The sequence below is a fragment of the Streptomyces sp. NPDC004609 genome, from assembly GCF_042873655.1.
Classification (GTDB): Bacteria; Actinomycetota; Actinomycetes; order Streptomycetales; family Streptomycetaceae; genus Streptomyces.
Window position 1 is genome coordinate 46,846 of record NZ_JBIALS010000009.1, and the last position, 20,718, is coordinate 67,563.

General features: G+C 72.2%; 19 protein-coding genes and 2 pseudogenes. 2 read left to right on the forward strand and 19 right to left on the reverse strand.

Annotation, left to right across the window (positions count from 1 at the left end; genetic code table 11):
• Positions 1-669: 669 nt before the first annotated feature.
• Positions 670-1,068, forward strand: a pseudogene (locus tag ACFYT4_RS11785) (peptidoglycan DD-metalloendopeptidase family protein); the annotation flags it as partial.
• A 388-nt stretch (positions 1,069-1,456) separates the two neighbouring features.
• Here the strand turns inward: ACFYT4_RS11785 and ACFYT4_RS11790 are convergent.
• The 17 genes and pseudogenes from ACFYT4_RS11790 to ACFYT4_RS11870 form a co-directional block, all read right to left on the reverse strand.
• Positions 1,457-2,014 (reverse strand): TetR/AcrR family transcriptional regulator, encoded by a 558-nt coding sequence (locus tag ACFYT4_RS11790; protein WP_389267530.1) that lies wholly within the window; start codon positions 2,012-2,014, stop codon positions 1,457-1,459.
• Between the two features lie 71 nt (positions 2,015-2,085).
• Complete coding sequence (gene whiG / locus ACFYT4_RS11795; protein ID WP_389267409.1) at positions 2,086-2,922, reverse strand: RNA polymerase sigma factor WhiG; 837 nt, start codon at positions 2,920-2,922, stop codon at positions 2,086-2,088.
• Positions 2,923-3,186: 264 nt separating this feature from the next.
• Positions 3,187-4,404, reverse strand: coding sequence for a DNA-processing protein DprA (gene dprA / locus ACFYT4_RS11800; protein ID WP_389267410.1), 1,218 nt, complete (start codon positions 4,402-4,404; stop codon positions 3,187-3,189).
• Positions 4,404-6,023 carry a YifB family Mg chelatase-like AAA ATPase gene (locus ACFYT4_RS11805; RefSeq protein ID WP_389267411.1) on the reverse strand — a complete coding sequence of 540 codons (1,620 nt, stop codon included), beginning with the start codon at positions 6,021-6,023 and terminating at the stop codon, positions 4,404-4,406. The genes dprA and ACFYT4_RS11805 overlap by 1 nt, the downstream gene beginning before the upstream one ends.
• Entirely contained in the window at positions 6,023-6,385 is a 363-nt protein-coding gene (locus ACFYT4_RS11810; protein WP_389267412.1) for a YraN family protein, read from the reverse strand. Before ACFYT4_RS11810 ends, ACFYT4_RS11805 begins: the two co-directional genes overlap by 1 nt.
• An 85-nt stretch (positions 6,386-6,470) precedes the next feature.
• Positions 6,471-6,779 carry a DUF2469 domain-containing protein gene (locus tag ACFYT4_RS11815; RefSeq protein ID WP_003965949.1) on the reverse strand — a complete coding sequence of 103 codons (309 nt, stop codon included), beginning with the start codon at positions 6,777-6,779 and terminating at the stop codon, positions 6,471-6,473.
• A gap of 55 nt (positions 6,780-6,834) precedes the next feature.
• Positions 6,835-7,353, reverse strand: coding sequence for an NUDIX hydrolase (locus ACFYT4_RS11820; RefSeq protein WP_389267413.1), 519 nt, complete (start codon positions 7,351-7,353; stop codon positions 6,835-6,837).
• A 142-nt stretch (positions 7,354-7,495) separates the two neighbouring features.
• Positions 7,496-8,239: a signal peptidase I gene (gene lepB / locus ACFYT4_RS11825; protein WP_389267414.1), complete on the reverse strand. Its 744-nt coding sequence runs from the start codon at positions 8,237-8,239 to the stop codon at positions 7,496-7,498.
• 70 nt (positions 8,240-8,309) lie between these two features.
• Complete coding sequence (gene lepB / locus ACFYT4_RS11830; protein WP_389267531.1) at positions 8,310-9,314, reverse strand: signal peptidase I; 1,005 nt, start codon at positions 9,312-9,314, stop codon at positions 8,310-8,312.
• Positions 9,202-10,310 (reverse strand): annotated as a pseudogene (lepB, locus tag ACFYT4_RS11835) (signal peptidase I); the annotation flags it as partial. The gene lepB (ACFYT4_RS11830) and the pseudogene lepB (ACFYT4_RS11835), both read right to left, overlap by 113 nt.
• Positions 10,303-11,133, reverse strand: a complete 831-nt coding sequence (gene lepB / locus ACFYT4_RS11840; protein ID WP_389267415.1) for a signal peptidase I — start codon at positions 11,131-11,133, stop codon at positions 10,303-10,305. The pseudogene lepB (ACFYT4_RS11835) and the gene lepB (ACFYT4_RS11840), both read right to left, overlap by 8 nt.
• 98 nt (positions 11,134-11,231) lie before the next feature.
• Positions 11,232-11,582: a 50S ribosomal protein L19 gene (gene rplS / locus ACFYT4_RS11845; protein WP_389267416.1), complete on the reverse strand. Its 351-nt coding sequence runs from the start codon at positions 11,580-11,582 to the stop codon at positions 11,232-11,234.
• A 131-nt stretch (positions 11,583-11,713) separates the two neighbouring features.
• Positions 11,714-12,535 carry a tRNA (guanosine(37)-N1)-methyltransferase TrmD gene (gene trmD, locus ACFYT4_RS11850; RefSeq protein ID WP_389267417.1) on the reverse strand — a complete coding sequence of 274 codons (822 nt, stop codon included), beginning with the start codon at positions 12,533-12,535 and terminating at the stop codon, positions 11,714-11,716.
• Positions 12,535-13,194, reverse strand: coding sequence for a ribosome maturation factor RimM (gene rimM, locus ACFYT4_RS11855; protein ID WP_389267418.1), 660 nt, complete (start codon positions 13,192-13,194; stop codon positions 12,535-12,537). The genes trmD and rimM overlap by 1 nt, the downstream gene beginning before the upstream one ends.
• 124 nt (positions 13,195-13,318) lie before the next feature.
• Positions 13,319-13,558: an RNA-binding protein gene (locus ACFYT4_RS11860; protein WP_020868149.1), complete on the reverse strand. Its 240-nt coding sequence runs from the start codon at positions 13,556-13,558 to the stop codon at positions 13,319-13,321.
• A gap of 2 nt (positions 13,559-13,560) precedes the next feature.
• Positions 13,561-14,004: a 30S ribosomal protein S16 gene (gene rpsP, locus ACFYT4_RS11865; RefSeq protein ID WP_389267419.1), complete on the reverse strand. Its 444-nt coding sequence runs from the start codon at positions 14,002-14,004 to the stop codon at positions 13,561-13,563.
• Positions 14,005-14,209: 205 nt separating this feature from the next.
• Complete coding sequence (locus ACFYT4_RS11870) at positions 14,210-14,803, reverse strand: hypothetical protein (RefSeq protein WP_384720161.1); 594 nt, start codon at positions 14,801-14,803, stop codon at positions 14,210-14,212.
• 1,029 nt (positions 14,804-15,832) lie between these two features.
• On the opposite strand from ACFYT4_RS11870, the gene ACFYT4_RS11875 reads away from it, so the two are divergent.
• A complete protein-coding gene (locus ACFYT4_RS11875; protein ID WP_389267420.1) occupies positions 15,833-16,714 on the forward strand; it encodes a methyltransferase domain-containing protein in 882 nt (293 codons plus the stop codon).
• 170 nt (positions 16,715-16,884) lie between these two features.
• Here the strand turns inward: ACFYT4_RS11875 and ftsH are convergent, their stop codons facing one another.
• Entirely contained in the window at positions 16,885-18,807 is a 1,923-nt protein-coding gene (gene ftsH / locus ACFYT4_RS11880; protein WP_389267421.1) for an ATP-dependent zinc metalloprotease FtsH, read from the reverse strand.
• 192 nt (positions 18,808-18,999) lie between these two features.
• Positions 19,000-20,550: a signal recognition particle protein gene (gene ffh, locus ACFYT4_RS11885; protein ID WP_389267422.1), complete on the reverse strand. Its 1,551-nt coding sequence runs from the start codon at positions 20,548-20,550 to the stop codon at positions 19,000-19,002.
• Between the last annotated feature and the right edge of the window lie 168 nt (positions 20,551-20,718).

Genomic DNA, 20,718 nt, shown 5'->3' on the forward strand with positions numbered 1-20,718 from the left:
CACCGCATCACTCGTCCCGCCCCACCGGTACCGCTTCCCTCCCGGCCCCTGCCCGCAGGCGCTTTCGCGTCGGCGGGCGGGGTCCTGGCTCCGATCCCGGCGCCGCCGATGCGGGGAGCCGTCACCACGGGCACGGTACGGCCCGCGCGCCGGGCCCTGACGACGGGCGGGGTCCCCGCCCTCGGCCGGGTCCCGTCCGTGCACTGGACCCGGGGCATGTGCGGGGCCCTCGCCGCCCTCAGGATCACCGCTTCGGGAAGGAGCCCGGCCCCGGGCGGCCGGGTCCTGCCCCTGGTCCCGGGCCTGCACGGCGCCCCCGCCCCGGGCCGGGTCCCGGACGGGCCCGTGCACAGGGTTCCGGCGGTGCGCCAGGTCCCGGGCAAGGGGCGGACCGCTGCCCTTGTGGGGGTCCTGGTCGTCCTCCTGACCGTGGTGGGCGCTGCGGCCGGGGTTCCGGCCGCGGCGGTGGCCGCCGCGGCCTCCCGGGACCCGGGAGGGCCGGTCCCCTGGGACCGGGCTGCCGTACGTCACGGGACGGGCCCGGGCGACGGCGGAGCGGCCGGGCCACCGCCGGCGCGGGAGGATCGTGCGGCACCGGCGGCTCAGGTGGCACCGGGGGCTCAGGCAGCCCAGGCGGATACGGCGGACCAGGGAGGCCCGGCGGGGCGGATGGATCCGGCGGCACGGGGAGACACGGCGGGGCAGAGGCAGGTACGGGGGCGGAAGGACCCCGGAGCGGGGGACGGCGCCGCCGAGGGCCGGAGCTGGCCCGTGGGCCCGCCACGGCCGGCGATCGTGCGCGGCTGGGAGGCGCCCTCGTCGCCCTACGGCCCTGGGCACCGGGGTGTGGATCTGGCCGCACCACCGGGCACGGATGTGCGCGCGGTGGCCGCCGGGCGGATCCTGTTCGCCGGCCGGGTCGCGGGGCGAGGGGTGCTCACGATCGCTCTCACCGGCCCGGGTGACCCTCCGTTGCGCGTCACCTACGAACCGGTGGTGCCACTGCTCCCGGTGGGTACGGACGTGGAGGCCGGACGGCCGGTGGCGCGCGTCGAGCCCGGACCGTCACACTGCGCCACGGGCTGCCTGCACTGGGGGCTGCTGCGCGGCACCGACTATCTGGACCCGCTCTCGCTGCTGCCGCCGGGGCTGCTGCGCCGGCCGCCGTCCCGGCTGCTCCCGGTGACGGGCACTCCTCCGCTTCAGGACGGCCCGCGAGACGGCCTGCGGCCGGCCGCTTCCGTCTCCGGCCCGGCGGGAGTGCGCCACGGGCTCCACACGGCCCTGCTCGCGGCGGTGGCCGGGGTGACCCGATACGGCCTGCTGCGCGCGTCCCGAGGCACAACGGGTCACCCCGCGCCCGGGGTCCCCGCACGCGCAGGCGACGGGACGAGCCCCTGGTGTCCGCCGGGGCTCCTGCCCGGGGTCCCCGCACGCGCGGGCGCCGGGCCCGGGGTCAGGAGCCGACGCCCCGGAGGGCCATGGCGACGGCGGCCTCCGCGATCACGTCCGGCTCCTCCGCCGCGCCGAGTTCGATACGGCGCACCGCGGCGTCCACCACGCCCTGGAGGAGCATCGCCGCCAGGCGGGGCTGCTCATGACCCAGCTCGCCGAGCGCCTCGACGATCATGGCGATCAGCCCGCCGTGCGCGGCGCGGATCTTCTCCCTCGCCCGGTCGTCCAGCTCACCGGCGGAGATGGCGACGACGGCCCGGTGGCGCCGGTCGCCCACGAGGTCCAGCTGTCGGCGCACATACGCCTCGACCCTGCCCTCGGGCGTCGTGGCCGGCTCCATCGCGGCCTCGACCTCCGCCGCCCAGACGGGGAAGTCGACGGCGCACAGCTCTTCGACGACCGCCGCCCGGGAGCGGAAGTACTCGTACACGGAAGACCTGGCCAGGCCCGTGCGCTCGGCGAGGGCGGGGAAGGTCAGCGCCTCCGTACCGCCCTCGGACAGGAGGGAACGCGCGGCGTCGAGCAGGGCGTCGCGCTGCATGGTCCGGTGCTCGGCCACGGAGGCCGCTCGAATCCTGGGCACGTCTCCACTTTACGGATGCCGCGCAAGAGGCAGGCCGGGAACAGGGGTCAGCGGCCCACGTCGGCGAGCTTCGCCCGCAGCTGAAGCACCGATTTCGTGTGGATCTGGCTGACCCGGCTCTCCGTGACCCCGAGCACGTTCCCGATCTCCGCGAGGGTCAGCCCCTCGTAGTAGTAGAGGGTGACGACGGTCTTCTCACGCTCCGGGAGGGTGTTGATCGCGCGGGCGAGCAGCCGCCGCAGTTCCCGGTCCTCGGCGACCTCGACCGGGTTGTCGGCGGCGGTGTCCTCCAGGGTGTCCATCAGGCTGAGCCGGTCGCCGCCCTCACCGCCCACATGGAGCAGTTCCTCCAGGGCGACAACGTTCGCCAGGGACAACTGACTGAAGACCGCGTGCAGTTCGTCGATCCCGATGCCCATCTCGGAGGCGACCTCCCCTTCGGAGGGGGTACGCCTCAGCTTCGCTTCGAGGGTGGCGTAGGCGCGCTCCACGGCCCGGGCCTTCTGGCGGACGGAACGCGGGATCCAGTCGAGGGCGCGCAGTTCGTCGATCATCGCCCCGCGGATCCGGGTGATGGCGTAGGTCTCGAACTTGATGGCCCGCTCGATGTCGAACTTCTCGATGGCGTCGATAAGTCCGAACACCCCGGAGGAGACGAAGTCCGCCTGCTCCACGTTGGACGGCAGCCCGACGCTGACCCGGCCCGCCACGTACTTCACCAGCGGTGAGTAGTGCAGGATCAGCTGCTCACGAAGCCGCTCGTCCCCCGTGGTCTTGTACGACTGCCACAACTCCTCTAGCGACGAGGGAGCGGGGGGCCGCGCGGCACCACGGGCAGCGGGGGGCACTGCCGCGCGATCAGACCCGGAGGTGTGCTGGGGCATGCGTTGCCTTGAGCCGTTCTGCTGTGAGGGGGACTCGGTGCGGGAGGAACTCGGGGGAGCTGGCGAGCATCTTGGCCGGAGGTGGTGAGCGTAGCGTGACTGTGTGGATGCGGTGGGCGAAGGACGGGCGGCGACCCCGTGCGGGATTCCGGTCGTCGGCCGGTCCGTCGAACCGGCGCCGGCACGGCACACACCGGCCCTCCCGGTGTCTCCGGCAGCACCGCGAAGGTCACCCCCATCACTTTTTCACCCGAATGCTCCAAATCAAGAACCGCCTCGCCGTGCCTTCGCTCCGCGATTCGCTTGACGCGTCAACCGCCAGCAGTCCCCCAACCGTTCGACGAACCCCAGCGCGTGCAGTTCGTAGAGCCTGCCGAGAGCGTCGTCGGTGGTGGTTCCCGCGCCGCGGGCGAGGTGTGCGCCGTCGACCGCGCCGCGCGCCGGGAGTGCTTCGAGGACCCGTTTGCTGAGGGGGTCCAGGAGGTCCCGCGGGAGGACCGGCCCCCGGCGGGCCGGTGCCAGCTCGCCGATCTCCCCGACCAGCTCCGCCACTTCGTCGGCATCGGTGACCAGCACTCCCTCGCCCCGGAGCAGTTCGTGCACGCCCGCCGACAGTCCGCTGGTCGCCGGTCCGGGCACCCCCATGGTGTACCGGCCCAGCCTGAGCGCGGCGCGCGCGGTGACCAGCGAGCCGCTGCGGTACTCCGCCTCCACGACCACCGTGCCCCGGGTGAGGGCGGCGATCACCCGGTTCCTGAGGACGAATCTGCTGGGCGTGGGGTGGTCGCCCGGCGGCAACTCCCCGATGACCAGTCCCTGTTCCGCGATGCGCCCGATCAACTCGGCGTGACCGCGGGGATAGGCGACGTCCACGCCGCAGGCGAGCACGGCGACGGTGGCACCATCCGCCGCGAGCGCGCCCCGGTGCGCCGCCCCGTCGACGCCGAAGGCGGCTCCGGACACCACGACCCACCCCCGTTCCGCGAGGCCGCTGCCGAGGGTGGCCGCCATGTGCGCCCCGTACGGTGTGCACGCCCGCGCACCGACGACGGCAACCGATCGCAGTGCCCATTTCCGCAGGTCCGAGCGGCCTCTGACCCACAGCCCGACAGGTCTGGCGGCTCCGAGGTCATCGAGTTGGGTGGGCCACTCCCCGTCTCCCGGGCAGATGAAGCGGCCTCCGGCGGCCGCGATCGCGGCCAGATCGCGGTGGGGGTCGGCGGCGGCCGCCCGTGTCCGGTATCCCACGAGCCGCCGTGGGCCGGCTCCGGGGAGGCCGGCGCCGTCGGTGTCGGGTGTGGTGAGGCGCGCCAGCAGCTCCCGGGCCCCGAACTCGGCGAGCCACCGGCCGCCGCGCTCGTCACCCGGCTCCATCACCCTCGTGAGCGCCGCCCGCGCGATCCGCTCCGCGTCATCGAGTCTCTTGCCCAGGCCCCGGCTCCGGCCATCGGCCGTGTCCGGGTCTCCCGTCCCGCCGCCCATCAGCCACCTCCTGCGCCGCCGCCGACCGGCGCGGGCGCACCGCGTGAGACACCCGTCCGCAGCTCCAGGGCGAGCTCCACGTCGTGCGCCTCGGGCCGGTCCCGCCCGGCGAGATCGGCGACCGTCCAGGCCACCCGCAGCACCCGGTCCAGGCCGCGCGCCGTGAGGAGCCCCCGTTCCATATCGCCCTCCGCGACGGCAAGGGCCCCCGGGGCCACGGGCCAGCGCGTCCGCAGTTCATGGCCCGGCACTTCGCTGTTGAGGGTCCACGGGGTGTCCCGGAGCCGGGCCGCCGCACGCTGCCGGGCCTCGTGGACACGGGCCGCGACCACCGCGGTGGTCTCGCCCCGGCCGCCCCGGCAGAGCAGGTCCCCGCGATTGACCGGCTCCACCCGCACCCGCAGATCGACCCGGTCGCGCAGGGGCCCGGACAGCCGGGCCTGGTAGCGCCGGATCACCGACGGCGGGCACTCGCATCCCGCTCCGTGCAGTGTGTGCCGACCGCACGGGCAGGGGTTCGCGGCGAGCACCATCAGGAAACGGGCCGGCAGCCGGACCACGCCCCCGCTCCGGGCGACCACCACGTACCCCGACTCCAGCGGCTGCCGCAGGGAGTCCAGGACCTTGCCCGAGAATTCGGGTGCCTCGTCGAGGAAGAGCACCCCACGGTGGGCCAGGGACACCGCCCCCGGTCTGGGCAGCCCGTTCCCACCGCCGACGAGCGAGGGCATGGTGGCCGAGTGGTGCGGCGCGCAGTAGGGCGGTGTACGCACCAGGGGCTCGCCGGGCGGCAGGATACCCGCCACCGAGTGCACGGCCGTGACCTCCAGGGACTCCTGGCGGCTCAGCGGCGGCAGCACCGCCGGCAGCCGCTCCGCGAGCATGGTCTTGCCCGCCCCAGGTGGCCCGAACAGCATGAGATGGTGGCCGCCGGCGGCGGCGACCTCCAGCGCCCGGCGCGCCAGGTGCTGCCCCGCCACATCGGCGAGATCGGGCCCCTCCCCCGCCGTCGTCGCCAACCCCGTGCCCACTCCGGCCCCCGGCACCAGCAGCCCGGAAAGCATGGGGTCCGGCCCACCGGAGGAAGGCTCCTCATGCGGGACCGGCTCATCGCTGAGCACGGCGATGAGCTGCCGCAGGCTCCGCACACCGAGCACCGAGACCCCGGGCACGAGGGAGGCCTCACCGGCGCACTGCTCGGGAACGACCACCTGCCGGTATCCGGCCTCGGCCGCGGCGAGCACGGCGGGGAGCACTCCGCGCACCGGGCGCACCCTGCCGTCCAGTCCCAGCTCCCCGATCAGCACCAGATCGGCGATGGCCCCGGGATCGATGCGCTCCGACGCCCCGAGCACCGCGCACGCGACCGCGAGATCGAACCCGCTTCCGCTCTTGGGCACGGACGCCGGGCTCAACCCGACCGTGAGCTTCTTCTGCGGCCACTCGGCGCCCGAGTTCACCACCGCCGCCCTGACCCGGTCACGGCTCTCGACCAGGCTCTTGTCGGGCAGCCCCACCAGGGTGAACGCGGCCACCCCCGGCTCCAGGTCCGCCTGGACCTCCACCACCACGCCCTCGACGCCCACCAGCGCCACCGAGCAGGCCCGCGCGAACCCCATCACGCCACCCCCCGCACATGCTCGATCACGGGCGCGCCCCGCGCGGGCACCACGACGCCCACCAGATCGATGCGCACTCCTCCGGGAGGCGCCCCGCCGTGTCGCTCCAGCCAGCCCCCGGCGAGGTGTCTCAGCCGCTCGGCCTTGGCCGGGGTGATCGCCTCCATCGGATGCTCGAACGTGCCCGCCCTGCGGGTCTTGACCTCGCAGACCACCACCGTGTCGCCGTCGCGGGCGACGATGTCGATCTCACCGGCTCTTCCGTAGCGCCAGTTCCTCGCGAGAACCGTCATCCCGGCCTCGGTCAGCAGCCGCGCCGCCAACTCCTCGCCGTACCGCCCCAGTGCCCCCGTCGCGTTCATGTCGGCACCACCTCCTGGCACCGACTGTGACGGGTCCGCCACTCATCTGTGGATCTTGGTGGACAACCCGTCGCTTGTGGACAACTCAGCCACCCGGAAGTTCGAGATCGCTCTTGTTCAGCTCCTCGATGTTCACGTCCTTGAAGGTGAGAACGCGCACCTGCTTGACGAACCTGGCCGGCCGGTACATGTCCCAGACCCAGGCGTCCGCCATCGACACCTCGAAGAAGACCTCGCCCTGGACCGAGTGGACCTGCATCTCGTAGTCATTGGTGAGATAGAAGCGGCGCTCGGTCTCGATCACGTATTTGAACAGCCCGACGACGTCCCGGTACTCCCGGTAGAGCTTCAGCTCCATCTCGGTCTCGTACTTCTCGAGGTCCTCGGCGCTCATGGCATGTTCCCCTTCAGCCGTGCGTCCCCCCATTGTGCGCCAGCCCCTCCTGCCCCTAGGCGATTTCCGGGGCCAGGACCACCGGCGTATGCGGGGGACCCTCGTCGAGCAGCGTGCGCAGCAGCTCGGCGAGCCTGGTCGGGTACACCGTCTCACGCGCCGAGGAGAGTTCGGCGGAGGTCCACCACCTCAGGCCCGTGACACTGCGCCGCTCCAGTTCCGTCAGCCCGAGCGGGGCCGTCCCGGTCTGCTCGGTACGGGCGAGGAAGTACCACTCGTCCTGCTCCCAGCGGCGCCCGTCGAAGGGAAACGAGCAGGTCCGCCGCCACAGCAGCGGTCCCAGCTCGACGTCCGTGATCCCGGTCTCCTCCGCCAGCTCCCGCAGCGCGGCCTCCTCCCGGGTCTCGGCGCCCTCCAGGCCGCCCCCGGGGGTGAACCACCAGGAGTCGGCGGGATTCGCCGGCTCGTACCCGTGCATCAGCAGGATGCGGTCCCGCGGATCGAGCAGCACGACCCGAGCGACCTTCCTCAGCCCGCTCCCGGAACCGCTGCCGAGATCTCCGAAACCGCTCACGAGGCTCCCGGAGCCCACGGAACCACCGCTGGCTCCGGCCCCCGGCGCACCGCCCGGCCCGCTCCCGGGGCCCCCGGCGCCACCCGCACGGCCGCCGTAGCCTCGCACCCGGCCCCCGGTCCACGCGCCCGCCTCGTACTCCTCATCCGGCATCCGCCGTCACCTTCCCTCGGCTCCCGCGCGAGAAGCGCCGCGCCACCGGCCCGTACGCCGCCCCGCCGAAGATCAGCAGCGCGCCCGCCGCCACCACCCCGAGGATCAGCTTGACGGGCCCGAACCGGGAGACGCCACCGGGGAGCTCCGCGAAACCCTCGGGCCGCTCCAGCACGCCGCCGCTCAGCGGCCAGGCCACGGCGTCCAGGCGCGCCTCCACGGCCGCGCGGGGCACCGAGCCCTGTCCCGGGTCCTTCAGACGCGTACGGGAGTCCAGGGAGCCCATCCGTTCGTCCCCGAGGAGAAAGAGCTGCCCCTCGGGCACGGTGGCCGTGAAGCTGTTCGGCGAGGCCGGGCCCGCGGCGTCGCGCAGATACGGTTCGTCCACCTCCGTACCGTTGACGGTGAGCCGTCCGCCGTCGCCGCAGCACGCGATCGTGTCACCGCCCACGCCGACCACCCGCTTGACCATCGGCAGATCGCCCCACCGCGACTCCCGGAACACCACGATGTCCCCGCGCCGCACCTCGTCGCCGTCGATGCGCTCGGCGAGAACGCGGTCGCCCGCACCCACCGTGGGGGTCATCGAGTCGGTCGGCACGGTGTACGGCCGGTAGACCACGGCACCCCAGGCGAAGCCGCCGAGGAAGAGCACGCAGCCGACGGCCACGGCCAGACCCGACAGCGCGCTGCCGAGCCGGCCGCGGCCGTCGCCCGTACGTCCTGTTGCCATCCCAGCGCCCCCTGCCCCGGGACCGCCGCCATCTGCGGCGATCCGCGAATCCGCGATCTGGGACGGCACCCTACCGGGCGGTATCCCCGGCGGTCAGCCTCTTCCGGCGCCACAGCACGATGGCCAGCGCGCCCACGGCCCCCATCGCCGGCGGAGCGGCGGAGGTGGCGAGAGCGGCCGCGGTGTTGATACCGGGCTGGTCGAAGGTGGAGGGCACCGGCAGGGTCGACCAGCGGTTGACCGGCCACGCGACCACGACGGCCCGGCCCACGACCTCGTCGACCGGGACGAACCCCTGGTTCACGTCACCGGTGTGATACCGGGAGTCACGGGAGTTCTGCCGGTGGTCGCCCATCACCCAGATCTTGCCCTCCGGCACCGTGCGCTTGGTGAAGGGCTTGTCGTCGCAGGGGGTGTTGCCGGGGAAGATGTACGGCTCGTCGAGCGCCTTCCCGTTGACCTTGACCGGGCCGCCGGCCTTGCACTCCACCGTGTCGCCGCCGACCGCGATCGTCCGCTTGATCAGGTCCTTCTCCTCGGCGGACGGCATCAGGCCGATGAAGCTGAGGAACTTCTGCGCGATGTTCGGCTCGGGGGTGGGCTCGCCGGCGAGCCAGCCGCCCGGATCGTGGAAGACGACGACCTCGCCGCGCTTCGGTTCGGAGCCGAACCAGGGGGTGAGCTTGTCGACCAGCACCCGGTCCCCGCGCTGCAGGGTGTTCTGCATCGAGTCCGAGGGGATGGAGAACGCCTGCACCAGGAAGGTCTTGATCAGCAGCGCGAGGACCAGGGCGATACCGACCAGGATCGGCAGTTCCTTCCAGAACGACCGCTGGTTCCTCCCGCGGCGCCGCGCGGCGTCGCCGTCACCGGAGGACGCGCCGTCCCCGTCCCCTGATCCCGACGAGGCGTCGCCGGCGCCGGCGGCGGGCCCGGACGCGCCGGTCCGGTCGTCGTCCTCTCCCGCGGGCCGTCCCGGACCGCCCGTCACGGACGCGGAAGACGACTCGGCCCCGGTCGGATCCTCCGGCCTGTCCTCCGGCTGCTCGTGCCCGGACCGCGCGCCGACCGCCACGTCCCCCACATCCACTCCTCACTCCGTGCGAAAACGTCCGCTCCTCGATCTCCGGATACCCCGGACGACAAGCAGACCCACCACTCCCATAACGAGCGGGAGTTCCGCAGGACTCGGGAGGAGGACCATTCCCTTCTGGTCCTGGGAGGACAGCCTATTCGACGAGCCCACCGGGGTGGTCGACCCGGCACGCGGGTTCGGGACAGATGCGAACGTCTCACGCTCGCCCAGCCCGCTCCAGTGCTTGACCGGCCAGGCGATGACGACGGCGCGCCCCACCACCTCGTCGACGGAGACCGTGCCCTGGCCCTCCTCGTCGAGATGGGAGCGGGAATCAGCCGAATTCGCCCGGTGATCGCCGAGCACGAAGATCCGGCCCGGCGGGACGTCGACTTCGAACCGCTGGGCAGAAGGAACGTTTCCGGGGTTCAGATACGACTCGATGAGCGGTACACCGTTGACGGTGATACGACCGTCCTGGTCGCAGCACTTCACCTTGTCGCCGCCCACCGCGACCACGCGTTTGATCAGGTCCTGCTCGTCGGCCGACGGCAGCAGCCCGATGAACGTGAGGCCCTGCTTGATCTGCTTGACGACGACGGGGTCGTCCTTCTGCGAGGTGGGTTCGTCCTGGAGCCAGCCGCCCGGGTCCTTGAAGACCACCACGTCACCGCGCTCGGGCTTCGAACCGAACCACGGCGTGAGCTTGTCCACCAGCACCCGGTCCTGGATCCGGATGGTCTGCTCCATCGAACCGGAGGGGATGACGAACGCCTGCACGAGGAAGGTCTTGAGGACCAGGGCGATGAGCAGGGCCACCGTGATCAGGAGGGGGATCTCCTTGATGGCGGACCTGCGCCGCTTGCGTTTGACCTTCTTGGCGAGTCTGCGCCGTTCGGCCCGGCCCGGCAGCAGCCGGCCGCCGTCCGTCGGCCTGGTCCCGGTGGGCAGCCGGGTGTCGCCCCGGTGACTCGCGTGACGCCCGCGGTTACCCATGCGGACCGCCCGGCGCCGACGGCACGTCCGGTACGCGGGAGAAGACGTCCGTGCGCTCCAGGGAGGCCCAGCGGCCGACGGGCCAGCCGATCCAGTCCGCCCGCCCGATGACCCGCTCCACGGGGACCATGCCCCCGCCGGGCGACCCGAGGTGGTCGCGGGAGTCCCGCGAACTGCTGCGGTGGTCCCCCATCACCCACAGGGTGCCGTCGGGAACGACGATGTCGAAGGGCACCTCGGACGGCACATCGCCGGGATGCAGATATCCCTCGTCGACCGCTACGCCGTTCACCGCGATCCTGCCCCCCTTGTCACAGCAGACCACCCGGTCACCGCCCACGCCCACCACCCGCTTCACGAAGTCCGTCTCCGCGGGCTCGGCCAGACCCAGTGCCGCGAGCACTCCCCGTGCGGCCGCTCCGACCGGATTCCCCTCCGCGCCCTCCGGCACGAAGGACCCCGCGCCGTCGAAGACGATCAGATCCCCCCGTGCGGGCTCCTCACCGAAACGGTACGCCAGCTTGTTCACCAGCACCCGGTCCCCGACGCGGAGCGTGGGTTCCATGGAGCCGCTGGGGATCTGGAACGGCTGCACGACAAAGCGGCTGAACAGCAGGACGAGGCCCGTGCAGACCACGCCCAGGAGCAGCACCCGCCGCCAGGACATCCCGGAGGGGCGCAGTGCTCCCAGAAGAGTCGATACCCCCGAGGAGCCCCCGGAACGCACGGAACGCGACCCCTCTCCCGTCTCCCCTGCTCCGGGGACCCCCGGTTCGGGGGCGGAAGAGCGGTCGCGCTCGGTGTGTCCGGCTGTGGTGTCCATCGAAAGCGAAGCCTATCCGGCGTCGCCGTGGACCCGGGCGCCGTGTGAGCCGGAGCTCACCGGTCCCTGTGCCCGGAGCGCCCGAAGGCGCCGTGGGCTCAGTTGTCGCGCTTCTCCTTGATCTTCGCGGCCTTGCCGCGCAGGTCACGGAGGTAGTACAGCTTCGCGCGGCGGACGTCGCCACGGGTGACCAGCTCGATCTTCTCGAAGATCGGGCTGTGCACCGGGAAGGTGCGCTCGACGCCGACGGAGAAGGAGACCTTGCGGACCGTGAACGTCTCGCTGACGCCGGCGCCCTGGCGGCGGATGACGACGCCCTTGAACTGCTGGATACGGGAGCGGTTGCCCTCGATGACGCGAACGTGGACGTTCACGGTGTCACCGGGGCGGAACGCGGGAACGTCGGACCGCAGCGAGGCGGAGTTGACGGCGTCGAGCACGTGCGTCATGTGTGTCTGCTTTCTTCGCCGATGCCACAGGTCATCAGCGGGAGCGTGGATGAGATTCAGGAGGCCGCTGCGTCGGAGCGGGCGTCGTGTCCCCCTGTGGCAGGGGCGCACGCCGGACGGTCGGCAGCGGCCTATTCTTCCACGGCCTCTGGCCTGCGCCAAAATCGGCCTCCGGGCTCGGGCGCCCAGCCCAGGATGGACAGGACCTCCCGGTCCTTCTTGTCGAAGGCCGCGGGGTCGCAGCGCTCGATCAGGTCGGGCCGGTTGAGAGCCGTACGCCGCAGGGCCTCGTCCCTGCGCCACCGCGCGACCTTCCCGTGGTGCCCGCTGGTGAGCACCTCCGGAATGGCACGCCCCCGCCACTCGGGCGGCTTGGTGTAGACGGGGCCTTCCAGCAGGTTCTCCATCGCGCCGGGCGCGAAGGAGTCGTCGCGGTGGGACTCGGCGTTGCCGAGGACGCCGGGCAGCAGCCGGGCCACGGCCTCGGTGATCACCAGGACGGCCGCCTCGCCGCCGGCCAGGACGTAGTCGCCGATGGACACCTCGTACACCGGCAGCCGTGTCGTGTACTCGTCCACGACACGGCGGTCGATGCCCTCGTAGCGGGCGGGGGTGAAGATCAGCCAGGGGCGCCCGGACAGCTCGACGGCGACCTCCTGGGTGAAGGGGCGGCCACTGGGGGTGGGCACGACCAGGACGGGATCATGCGCCCCGGCCTCGTAGCCGCTCGCGAGGGCGTCGTCGAGCGCCTCGCCCCAGGGCTCGGTCTTCATGACCATGCCGGGACCGCCGCCGTAAGGGGTGTCGTCGACCGTGTTGTGCCGGTCGTACGTCCACCGCCGCAGGTCGTGCACATGGACGTCGAGCCGGCCGCGGGCCCGCGCCTTGCCGACGAGGGAGACGTTCAGCGGCTCCAGGTACTCGGGGAAGATCGTGACGACGTCGAGCCGCATCAGGCGCCGTCCTCGGAGGTGCCACGGCCGCCGTCCTCGCCCCGCTCCCGGCTCCGGCCGCCGTCCGCGCTCGCGCCCGGGTCCTGGCTCCCCGCCTGCGCCTCTTCCCGTACTCCCGGCGACCCGTCGCGGGCGGAGGCGATCTCCGCGCGGTCGTCCACCAGCCCGGGCGGCGGGTCGATCACCGCGCGCTGGTTCTCCAGATCGATGCCGGTGACGATCTCCGTCACGAACGGAATCATCACCTCCGACCCATCGGGCCGCTCCACGATGAACAGGTCCTGCGAGGGGAGATGGCTGATCTCGGTGATCCGGCCGATCTCCGTGCCGTCGGCGAGGACGACGTCGAGGTCGATGAGCTGGTGGTCGTAGTACTCGTCGGGGTCCTCGGGCACCGCGTCCGGGTCCACATCGGCGATCAGCAGGGTGTTGCGCAGCACCTCGGCGCCGGTGCGGTCGGCCACGCCCGCGAAGCGCAGCAGCAGACGGCCGCTGTGCACCCGGCCGGTCTCGATCGTCAGCGGCCCCACGGCCGCCGGGTCGGTTGCCAGTACGGCCCCGGGGGCGAGCCTCAGCTCCGGCTCGTCCGTGCGCACCTCGACGGTGACCTCGCCCTTGATGCCGTGCGCACGGCCGATCCGGGCGACTACCAACTGCACTTCGCACTCTCTCCTGTCACACAGACCACACGACTCGCACAACGCAACTCACACAAAGGCTTGCACGACTACGGGCCGGGGAGGGCCGCACGGCCCTCCCCGGCCCGAGCCGGTGTTCAACTGTTCAGCGAACCTGGTCCACGTCGACGAGGTCGACGCGGATACCACGGCCGCCGATGGCGCCCACGACGGTACGCAGAGCGCGCGCGGTGCGGCCGTTGCGGCCGATCACCTTACCGAGGTCGTCGGGGTGGACCCGGACCTCAAGCACACGCCCGCGGCGCAGGTTGCGCGACGCGACCTGCACTTCGTCCGGGTTGTCGACGATGCCCTTCACGAGGTGCTCGAGAGCCTCCTCGAGCATGCTCAGGCCGTCGACTCGGTGGACTCGCCGGCGTCAGCCGCCTCGTCCGCCTTCTTGTCGGCCTTCTTCGCCTTCGGGGTGATGGCCTCACCCTTCGGCTCGCCGCCCTCAAGGGTCTTGGCGAACTCGTCGAACGCGGCACGCCTGTCCGCCTTCGGCTCGGCGACGAGCAGCGGCGCCGGGGCCGGCAGGCCCTTGTGCTTCTGCCAGTCGCCGGTGAGCTTCAGGATCGCGAGCACCGGCTCGGTCGGCTGGGCGCCGACGGACAGCCAGTACTGCGCCCGCTCCGAGTCGACCTCGATGCGGGAGGGGTTCTGCACCGGGTGGTACAGGCCGATCTCCTCGATGGCCCGGCCGTCACGGCGGGTCCGGGAGTCGGCGACGACGATGCGGTAGTGAGGCGAACGGATCTTGCCCAGACGCTTCAGCTTGATCTTGACTGCCACGGAAGTGGTGTCTCCTGGTCTTGACGTGGTTGGGCACAACGAGATGCCACGTGGGGTTGCGGTACTCGGGTGCCCGATGGACGCGTCAGCCGGAGGAGAGAGGGGTCCTTTACGGCCGTCGAGTACAGCTAGCCATTGTGCCACACGCCGACGACGCGCCTTCCCCCGGACCTGCGCCGCCCCCGTCAGGCGGCCGGCCGAGGGGTCAGCTCGCCGCGGCGACCGGTTCGGGGATGCGGAACGGCTTGCCGCAGCCGCCGCACACGATAGGGGCCTGGGCGAGGACCGACGGCACCACTCTCACGTTCCGACCGCAGTCGCAGACGGCCTTCACCCGCACACCGCCGCCCGAGGAACCGTGCCGGGCGGCAGGTCCGCGGAAGGAGCGCTTGGTGTCGGACGCCGTGGCGACCGTGTGCGCCCTGAGGGCGCGCTGCAGTCTCTCGATCGTGGGACGGTACCGGCGCTTCGCCTCGGGACTGAGCACGACCAGGGAGAAACCGCTGCTGGGATGCGGCTCGTCGGCGTGGTCGAGGCCCATTTCCTCGGCGATCGCCAGGAATCTGCGGTTGTGGTAGCGGCCGGCCCGCGAGGTGTCCCGGACACCTCGCGCGGCGGCGATGCCATGGACTGCCTCATGAAGCAGTCGCTCGAAGGAGAGCTCCCCGCCGCAGGCGGACGAGGATTCTCCGATCAGGGACTCTGGCGCGGCGAGATCTGGCAGCTCAGGGTGGTGCCGCTGAATGTCGGCCCAGGCCTGTGCCAGCTCTGCGGCGAGAACAGGTGGTGTCGTGCTCACGTCGTGATAACGAGCCGAACCTCTCCCGGGTTCCATTCCGGGCCATCCCAAATATTTTGCACGTACCCGTCAGTTGGCATTGTTGCGTCCTGACGCGGGCGGGTACACCGATCTGCGGAGAAGCCTCACAGCTCCCAACAAGGTGGTACGTAGCGCGTGCTCCCGCGGCGGTCCGGGAGGGGGAATCCGGCGTGCAGACCCGCACGCCGGAGGTGCTGCCCGGATACGGGGGCACTCATGCGCCGGAAGCCGGTGATACCCCCGCCCGGGACACGACTCCCGGCGCCGGGACCGTTCAGCCGGACCCCCGAGGCGGCGCGGGCACGGGAGGGATCCGGCGATCCGGCGGAGGAGTCCCGCCCCCGGGCGTCCCCGCACACACCTCTACCGGCTCAACGGGCCCGGCGGGCGAGCGCGGCACGGCCCGGGAGCGGTTCCCCGGCGCGTACGGCGGCGGGCTCCTCCGGCTCCCCGCCGCCACCGTGTGTGACGGCCCCCGGCTCCGGACCGGCGTTCTCGACATGCTCCGCGTCACGGGTCGGGTAAGACTGTCGGGTGAGGAGCGGGAAGCAGGCGTTCAGGGCATCCGCGGCCCTGATCCCGGCGGAAGGCTCCTGTCGTGTCCGCTCCCGCGTGGCCGGGGCCGTGGGGCCGGACGGCCACGGCGGCCCCGCCGAAGACGTGTCCGCCGTCCGGCCGTGCCGTTGCGGATCCTGGTACCGGCGGGGAGAGTTCTCCGCCCGGGGCGCGAGGACGGGTGCCTTAGCCATGGCGCGCATCGTACGGCGGCGGGAGCCCGAACGGTGAATCGGCCAGTGGCCCGGGCAGCGACTTCGGCCAGGGCTCCGGCGGCGCAGCCGTCGTACGCCCGGGGCGTACGCCGGGGGCACCCAAGCAGTGCCGCACGCCCCCTGGACTCGGGGGCGGGCGGGGAGTTCTCTGGCATACGGGGAGGGCCTCGGAACGGCGCGGACGGACGCACAGGGGGGTGTACGGCACTCGGCCACTCAGCGGATTGGGGCGCACTCGATGACACCAACGCTCGTCCGGCACCGACCCCGCACCACGTCGCCGCCCCCGGTACCGGGTTCCGGGCGACAACGCGCGGAGAGAACGGAGACAGCGGAGATATCGGCGCAGGCCCGGGACTGGGCCGAGATCCAGGAACGGATGCTCGTCCCGCTGTACGAGGCCGTGTACGACCGGCTGGAGGTCGGCGCCGCCACACGGCTCCTGGGCCTCGGCTGCGGCTCCGGCCTCGCCCTGCTGATGGCGGCCGCGCGCGGAGCGCGGGTGACGGGCGCCGACACCGACCGGGAGCGACTGGCCCTGGCGCACGAGCGCACGGCACCCGACCCCCTCACCCGGACGGCCGATATCGAGCTGGTCCACGGCGACCTGGCCGGCGCGGCGGACCCCGCACATCCTCCGTACACCGTGATCACCGCGTTCCGGCCGCTCGGCGGCGAGGCCGGTGGCACCGAGGGGCTCGGCACCTCTCTGGAGGCCGCCGTGAAGCTGGCGGGCCACGGCAGCGCGGTCGTCCTCACCGGCTGGGGGCCGCCCGAGCGCTGCGCCACCTCCGGGGTCCTCCGCATCGCCGGCCGGCTCACCCCCCGCCCGCACGGCGGCTGGCGCCCCGCCCGCCGCGACGATCTGGAGGACGTCGCCACCGGGGCGGGGCTCAGACCGGACGGCTCGGGCCGGGTGGCCTGCCCCTTCGGTTACGCGGACGTGGGCAGTGCCGTACGCGGACTGCTGTCGACCGGCCTGTACGCGGCAGCGGCCGAGGGGAGCGGCCGGGCGCGGGTGGAGAAGGAGATCGCGGAGGCACTGCATCCGTACACCCGCGGCGACGGAACCGTGTGGATGCCGAACGTCTTCCGGTATCTGATCGCCCGCACCCCCTGAGCCGTACGCGGGCCCTGCCCGGCCCACCCCGACCCATACGCCATGACCCGTACCCATGACCCGTACGGCCCGCCCCGGACGCCCGATCGCCGCTGGTCCGCGCGTCCGGGGTGCGGCGGCACGGCCGCGTGCGAGGAAGGGAGGCGGAGAGCGAGCGGGGAGAGGAAGGCTCAGACGTCGTCCTTCGACAGCCGGGTGATGCCCGCCACGCGGTAGGCCGCGTCCTCCTCCAGCGTCTCGTTCTCCAGGAGCGCCTGCGCCAGGGCGTCCAGCCGGTCGCGGTTGTCCCGCAACTGGCGCTGGGCGCTCTCGTAGCACTCGTCGACGATCCGGCGCATCTCGTGGTCCACCGAGTCCAGCGTCGCGGGCGCGGCGGAGAGTCCGTACGCCACCTGGACGTCGTTCGGGATCGCCGACAGCCGCCCCACGCGCTCGCTCATGCCCCACCGGGCGACCATGCCCCGCGCCAGGCTCGTGACCTGCTCCAGATCGCTCTCCGCGCCCGTGGTGATCACCCCGAAGACGACGTGCTCGGCCGCCATGCCCCCGAGGGCGCCGATGATCCGGCCGCGCAGATAGTCCTCCGTGAACGCGTACCGGTCGGCGTCCGGGGTGGAGAGCGTGACCCCGAGGGCCCGCCCGCGCGGCACGATCGTGATCTTGCGGACCGGGTCCGCGCCGGGCTGGAGCATGCCGAGCAGGGCGTGGCCGCTCTCGTGGTATGCGGTGCGCCTGCGCTCCTCCTGCGGCATCACCAGGGGACGTTCGGTACCCAGCTGGACCTTCTCCAGCGCGGAGGACAGCTCGGACTGCGTCACCTCGGACCGCTCGCGCTTCACCGCGACGAGCGCGGCCTCGTTCACCAGATTGGCCAGTTCCGCACCGGTCATCCCCGGGGTCGAGCGGGCGATCCGCGAGAGGTCGACATCGCCGGCGAGCGGGATCTCACGGGTGTGGATCCGCAGGATCGCCTCCCGGCCCGCGCGGTCGGGCGGCGAGACCTGGACGACCCGGTCGAAGCGGCCGGGCCGGGTGAGGGCCGGGTCGAGGACGTCGGCACGGTTGGTCGCGGCGAGTACCACGACGCCCTCCGAGCCCGTGAAACCGTCCATCTCGGTGAGAATCTGATTCAACGTCTGCTCGCGCTCGTCGTGGCCGCCCATCCCGGCGCCTGCGCCGCGCACCCGGCCGATGGTGTCGATCTCGTCGATGAACACCATGGCCGGGGCCACCTTGCGGGCCTCCGCGAACAGCTCGCGCACCCGTCCGGCCCCCACCCCCACGATCATCTCGATGAACTCCGAGGCCGATGCCGAGAAGAACGGAACCCCCGCCTCCCCGGCAACCGCCCGGGCCAGCAGCGTCTTTCCCGTGCCCGGCGGGCCGGACAGCAGCACCCCGCCCGGCATCCGGGCGCCCATCTTCCGGTACGCCTCGGGGTGCTTCAGGAAGTCCACGATGTCGTCGAGCTCGCCCTGGACCTCGTCGATCCCGGCGACATCGGCGAACGTCGTGCGCTTCCCCTCCGTCACCTCGACCGGTCTGGGCGGTGCCTTGCGGCCCAGCACTCCCCCGCCGCCCATCGCCGCACCCATCCGGCGGGCGATGAACACCCACACCGCGATCAGCAGCAGCATCGGTGCGAACGCGATCAGCAGGCTGGGCAGCAGACTGGTCCCGCGGACGACCGGCTCCGCCGTCACGGTGACGTTCTGCCTGGTCAGCTCGGCCCACAGCGCGTCCTCGGCAAAGGCGGGCCGCTGGGTCCTGAACGTGGTGTAGTCGCCCTTGCCGCCGGGCACCGGAGCCTGCTTCTTGAGCTGCCCCTCGATCGCGTCGTCCTTCGCGTAGATCTTCGAGACATTGCCCGAGGTCACCTGTCTGCTGAACTCGGTGTACGGGATCGTCGGCTCCTTGCCGCCCGTACGGAACAACGACGCCACCAGGCTCGCCAGCAGATACACCGCCACGGCCATCAGAACCAGCCCCCACCAGCCCCCGGGCATCCGCCTGCGCGGCGGCGGGGGTGGTGGCGCGCCCTCGGAACGCCAGGGGTCCCCGGGGGCCCGGCGCGGCGGCACAGGGTTGCTCATATCCGGACGCTAAGGCAGAAGAACGGCGTCGGCACCCGCACGTGGTGCGGATGCCGACGCCGTCCCACGGACCGTCCCGCCGTCGCGTGAACGTCCCGCGACCACCGTCCCGGGGCGCGTCCGGCCGGCCGGTCCGCGGATTCCCGGGAGCCGCCGGCGGACGCCGGCGCCGTGCGCGCGTGCGGCCGGGTGTCAGCCCATGAACTTCTTGAACTCGTCCGGCAGCTCGAAGTCCTGCGCCTGACCGCCGGCCGGCAGCCCGAAGGCCCCGCCCTGGGCCGCCTGCTCCCGCCGGGCGGCCGCGGCCTCCTCCTCGGCCTTCCGCTTCATCGGGTTGCCGCTCTTGCGCTTGCCCTTGGCCTGCTTCTGCTGCTTCTTCTGCCGGCCGGGACCGCCGCCCATGCCCGGAATCCCCGGCATCCCGGGCATCCCACCGCCCTGCGCCATCCGCGACATCATCTTGCGCGCCTCGAAGAACCGCTCGACCAGGCTCTTGACCGCGCTGACCTCGACACCCGAACCCTTGGCGATACGGGCCCGGCGCGAGCCGTTGATGATCGTCGGCTCATGGCGCTCGGCCGGGGTCATCGACTTGATGATCGCGGCCGTACGGTCCACATCGCGCTCGTCGATGCTGTTGATCTGGTCTTTCATCTGGGCCATGCCCGGCAGCATCCCCAGCAGCTTGGAGATGGAGCCCATCTTCCTGACCTGCTCCATCTGCGCCAGGAAGTCGTCGAGCGTGAAGTCCTTGCCCTTGCTGCTCGCCAGCTTGGAGGCCATCTTGGCGGCCTCTTCCTGGCTGAAGGTCTGCTCGGCCTTCTCGATCAGCGAGAGCACATCGCCCATGCCGAGGATGCGGGACGCCATACGGTCCGGGTGGAACGCGTCGAAGTCGTCCAGCTTCTCACCGTTGGAGGCGAACATGATCTGACGGCCGGTGACATGCGCGATGGACAGCGCGGCACCGCCCCGGGCGTCACCGTCGAGCTTGGAGAGCACCACACCGTCGAAGCCGACACCGTCGCGGAACGCCTCGGCGGTGTTGACCGCGTCCTGGCCGATCATCGCGTCGACGACGAAGAGCACCTCGTCGGGCGTGACCGCGTCGCGGATGTCCGCGGCCTGCTGCATCAGCTCCTGGTCGATACCGAGGCGGCCGGCGGTGTCGACGATCACGATGTCGTGGACCTTCGACCGGGCGTACTCGATGGAGTCCTTGGCGACCTGGACCGGGTCGCCGACGCCGTTGCCCGGCTGGGGCGCGTAGACGGCGACCCCCGCGCGGTCGGCGACGACGCTCAGCTGGTTGACGGCGTTGGGGCGCTGGAGGTCACAGGCGACGAGCAGCGGGGAGTGCCCCTGGCCCTTGAGCCAGCGGCCGAGCTTTCCGGCGAGCGTGGTCTTACCGGCGCCCTGGAGACCGGCGAGCATGATCACGGTGGGGGCGGTCTTGGCGAAGCGCAGACGGCGGGTCTCGCCGCCGAGGATGGAGATCAGCTCATTGTTGACGATCTTGATGAACTGCTGCGAGGGGTTCAGGGCCTTGGAGACCTCGGCGCCCCGCGCCCGCTCCTTCACGTTCGCGATGAAGGCGCGTACGACGGGGAGGGCCACATCCGCTTCGAGGAGCGCGATACGGATTTCCCGGGCCGCGCTGTCGATGTCCGCCTCACTGAGGCGGCCCTTGCCCCTCAGGGTTTTGAAGGTGTTCGCCAAGCGGTCGGAAAGAGTATCGAACACGGCGCTCGTCGGTCCTCAGGGTCGGGGGCAGTGGGAATCGCCCTCCAGAGTATCCGGCCGGGCAAGGAGCGTGCCCTCGCCCGCGGGGAGCGGGGGCAGCGGCCTCCCTCGACGCGGGGAGGGGATGCCATCGCCGCGCGGACGGGTCCCGGGTCCGTCCCCGGCGCG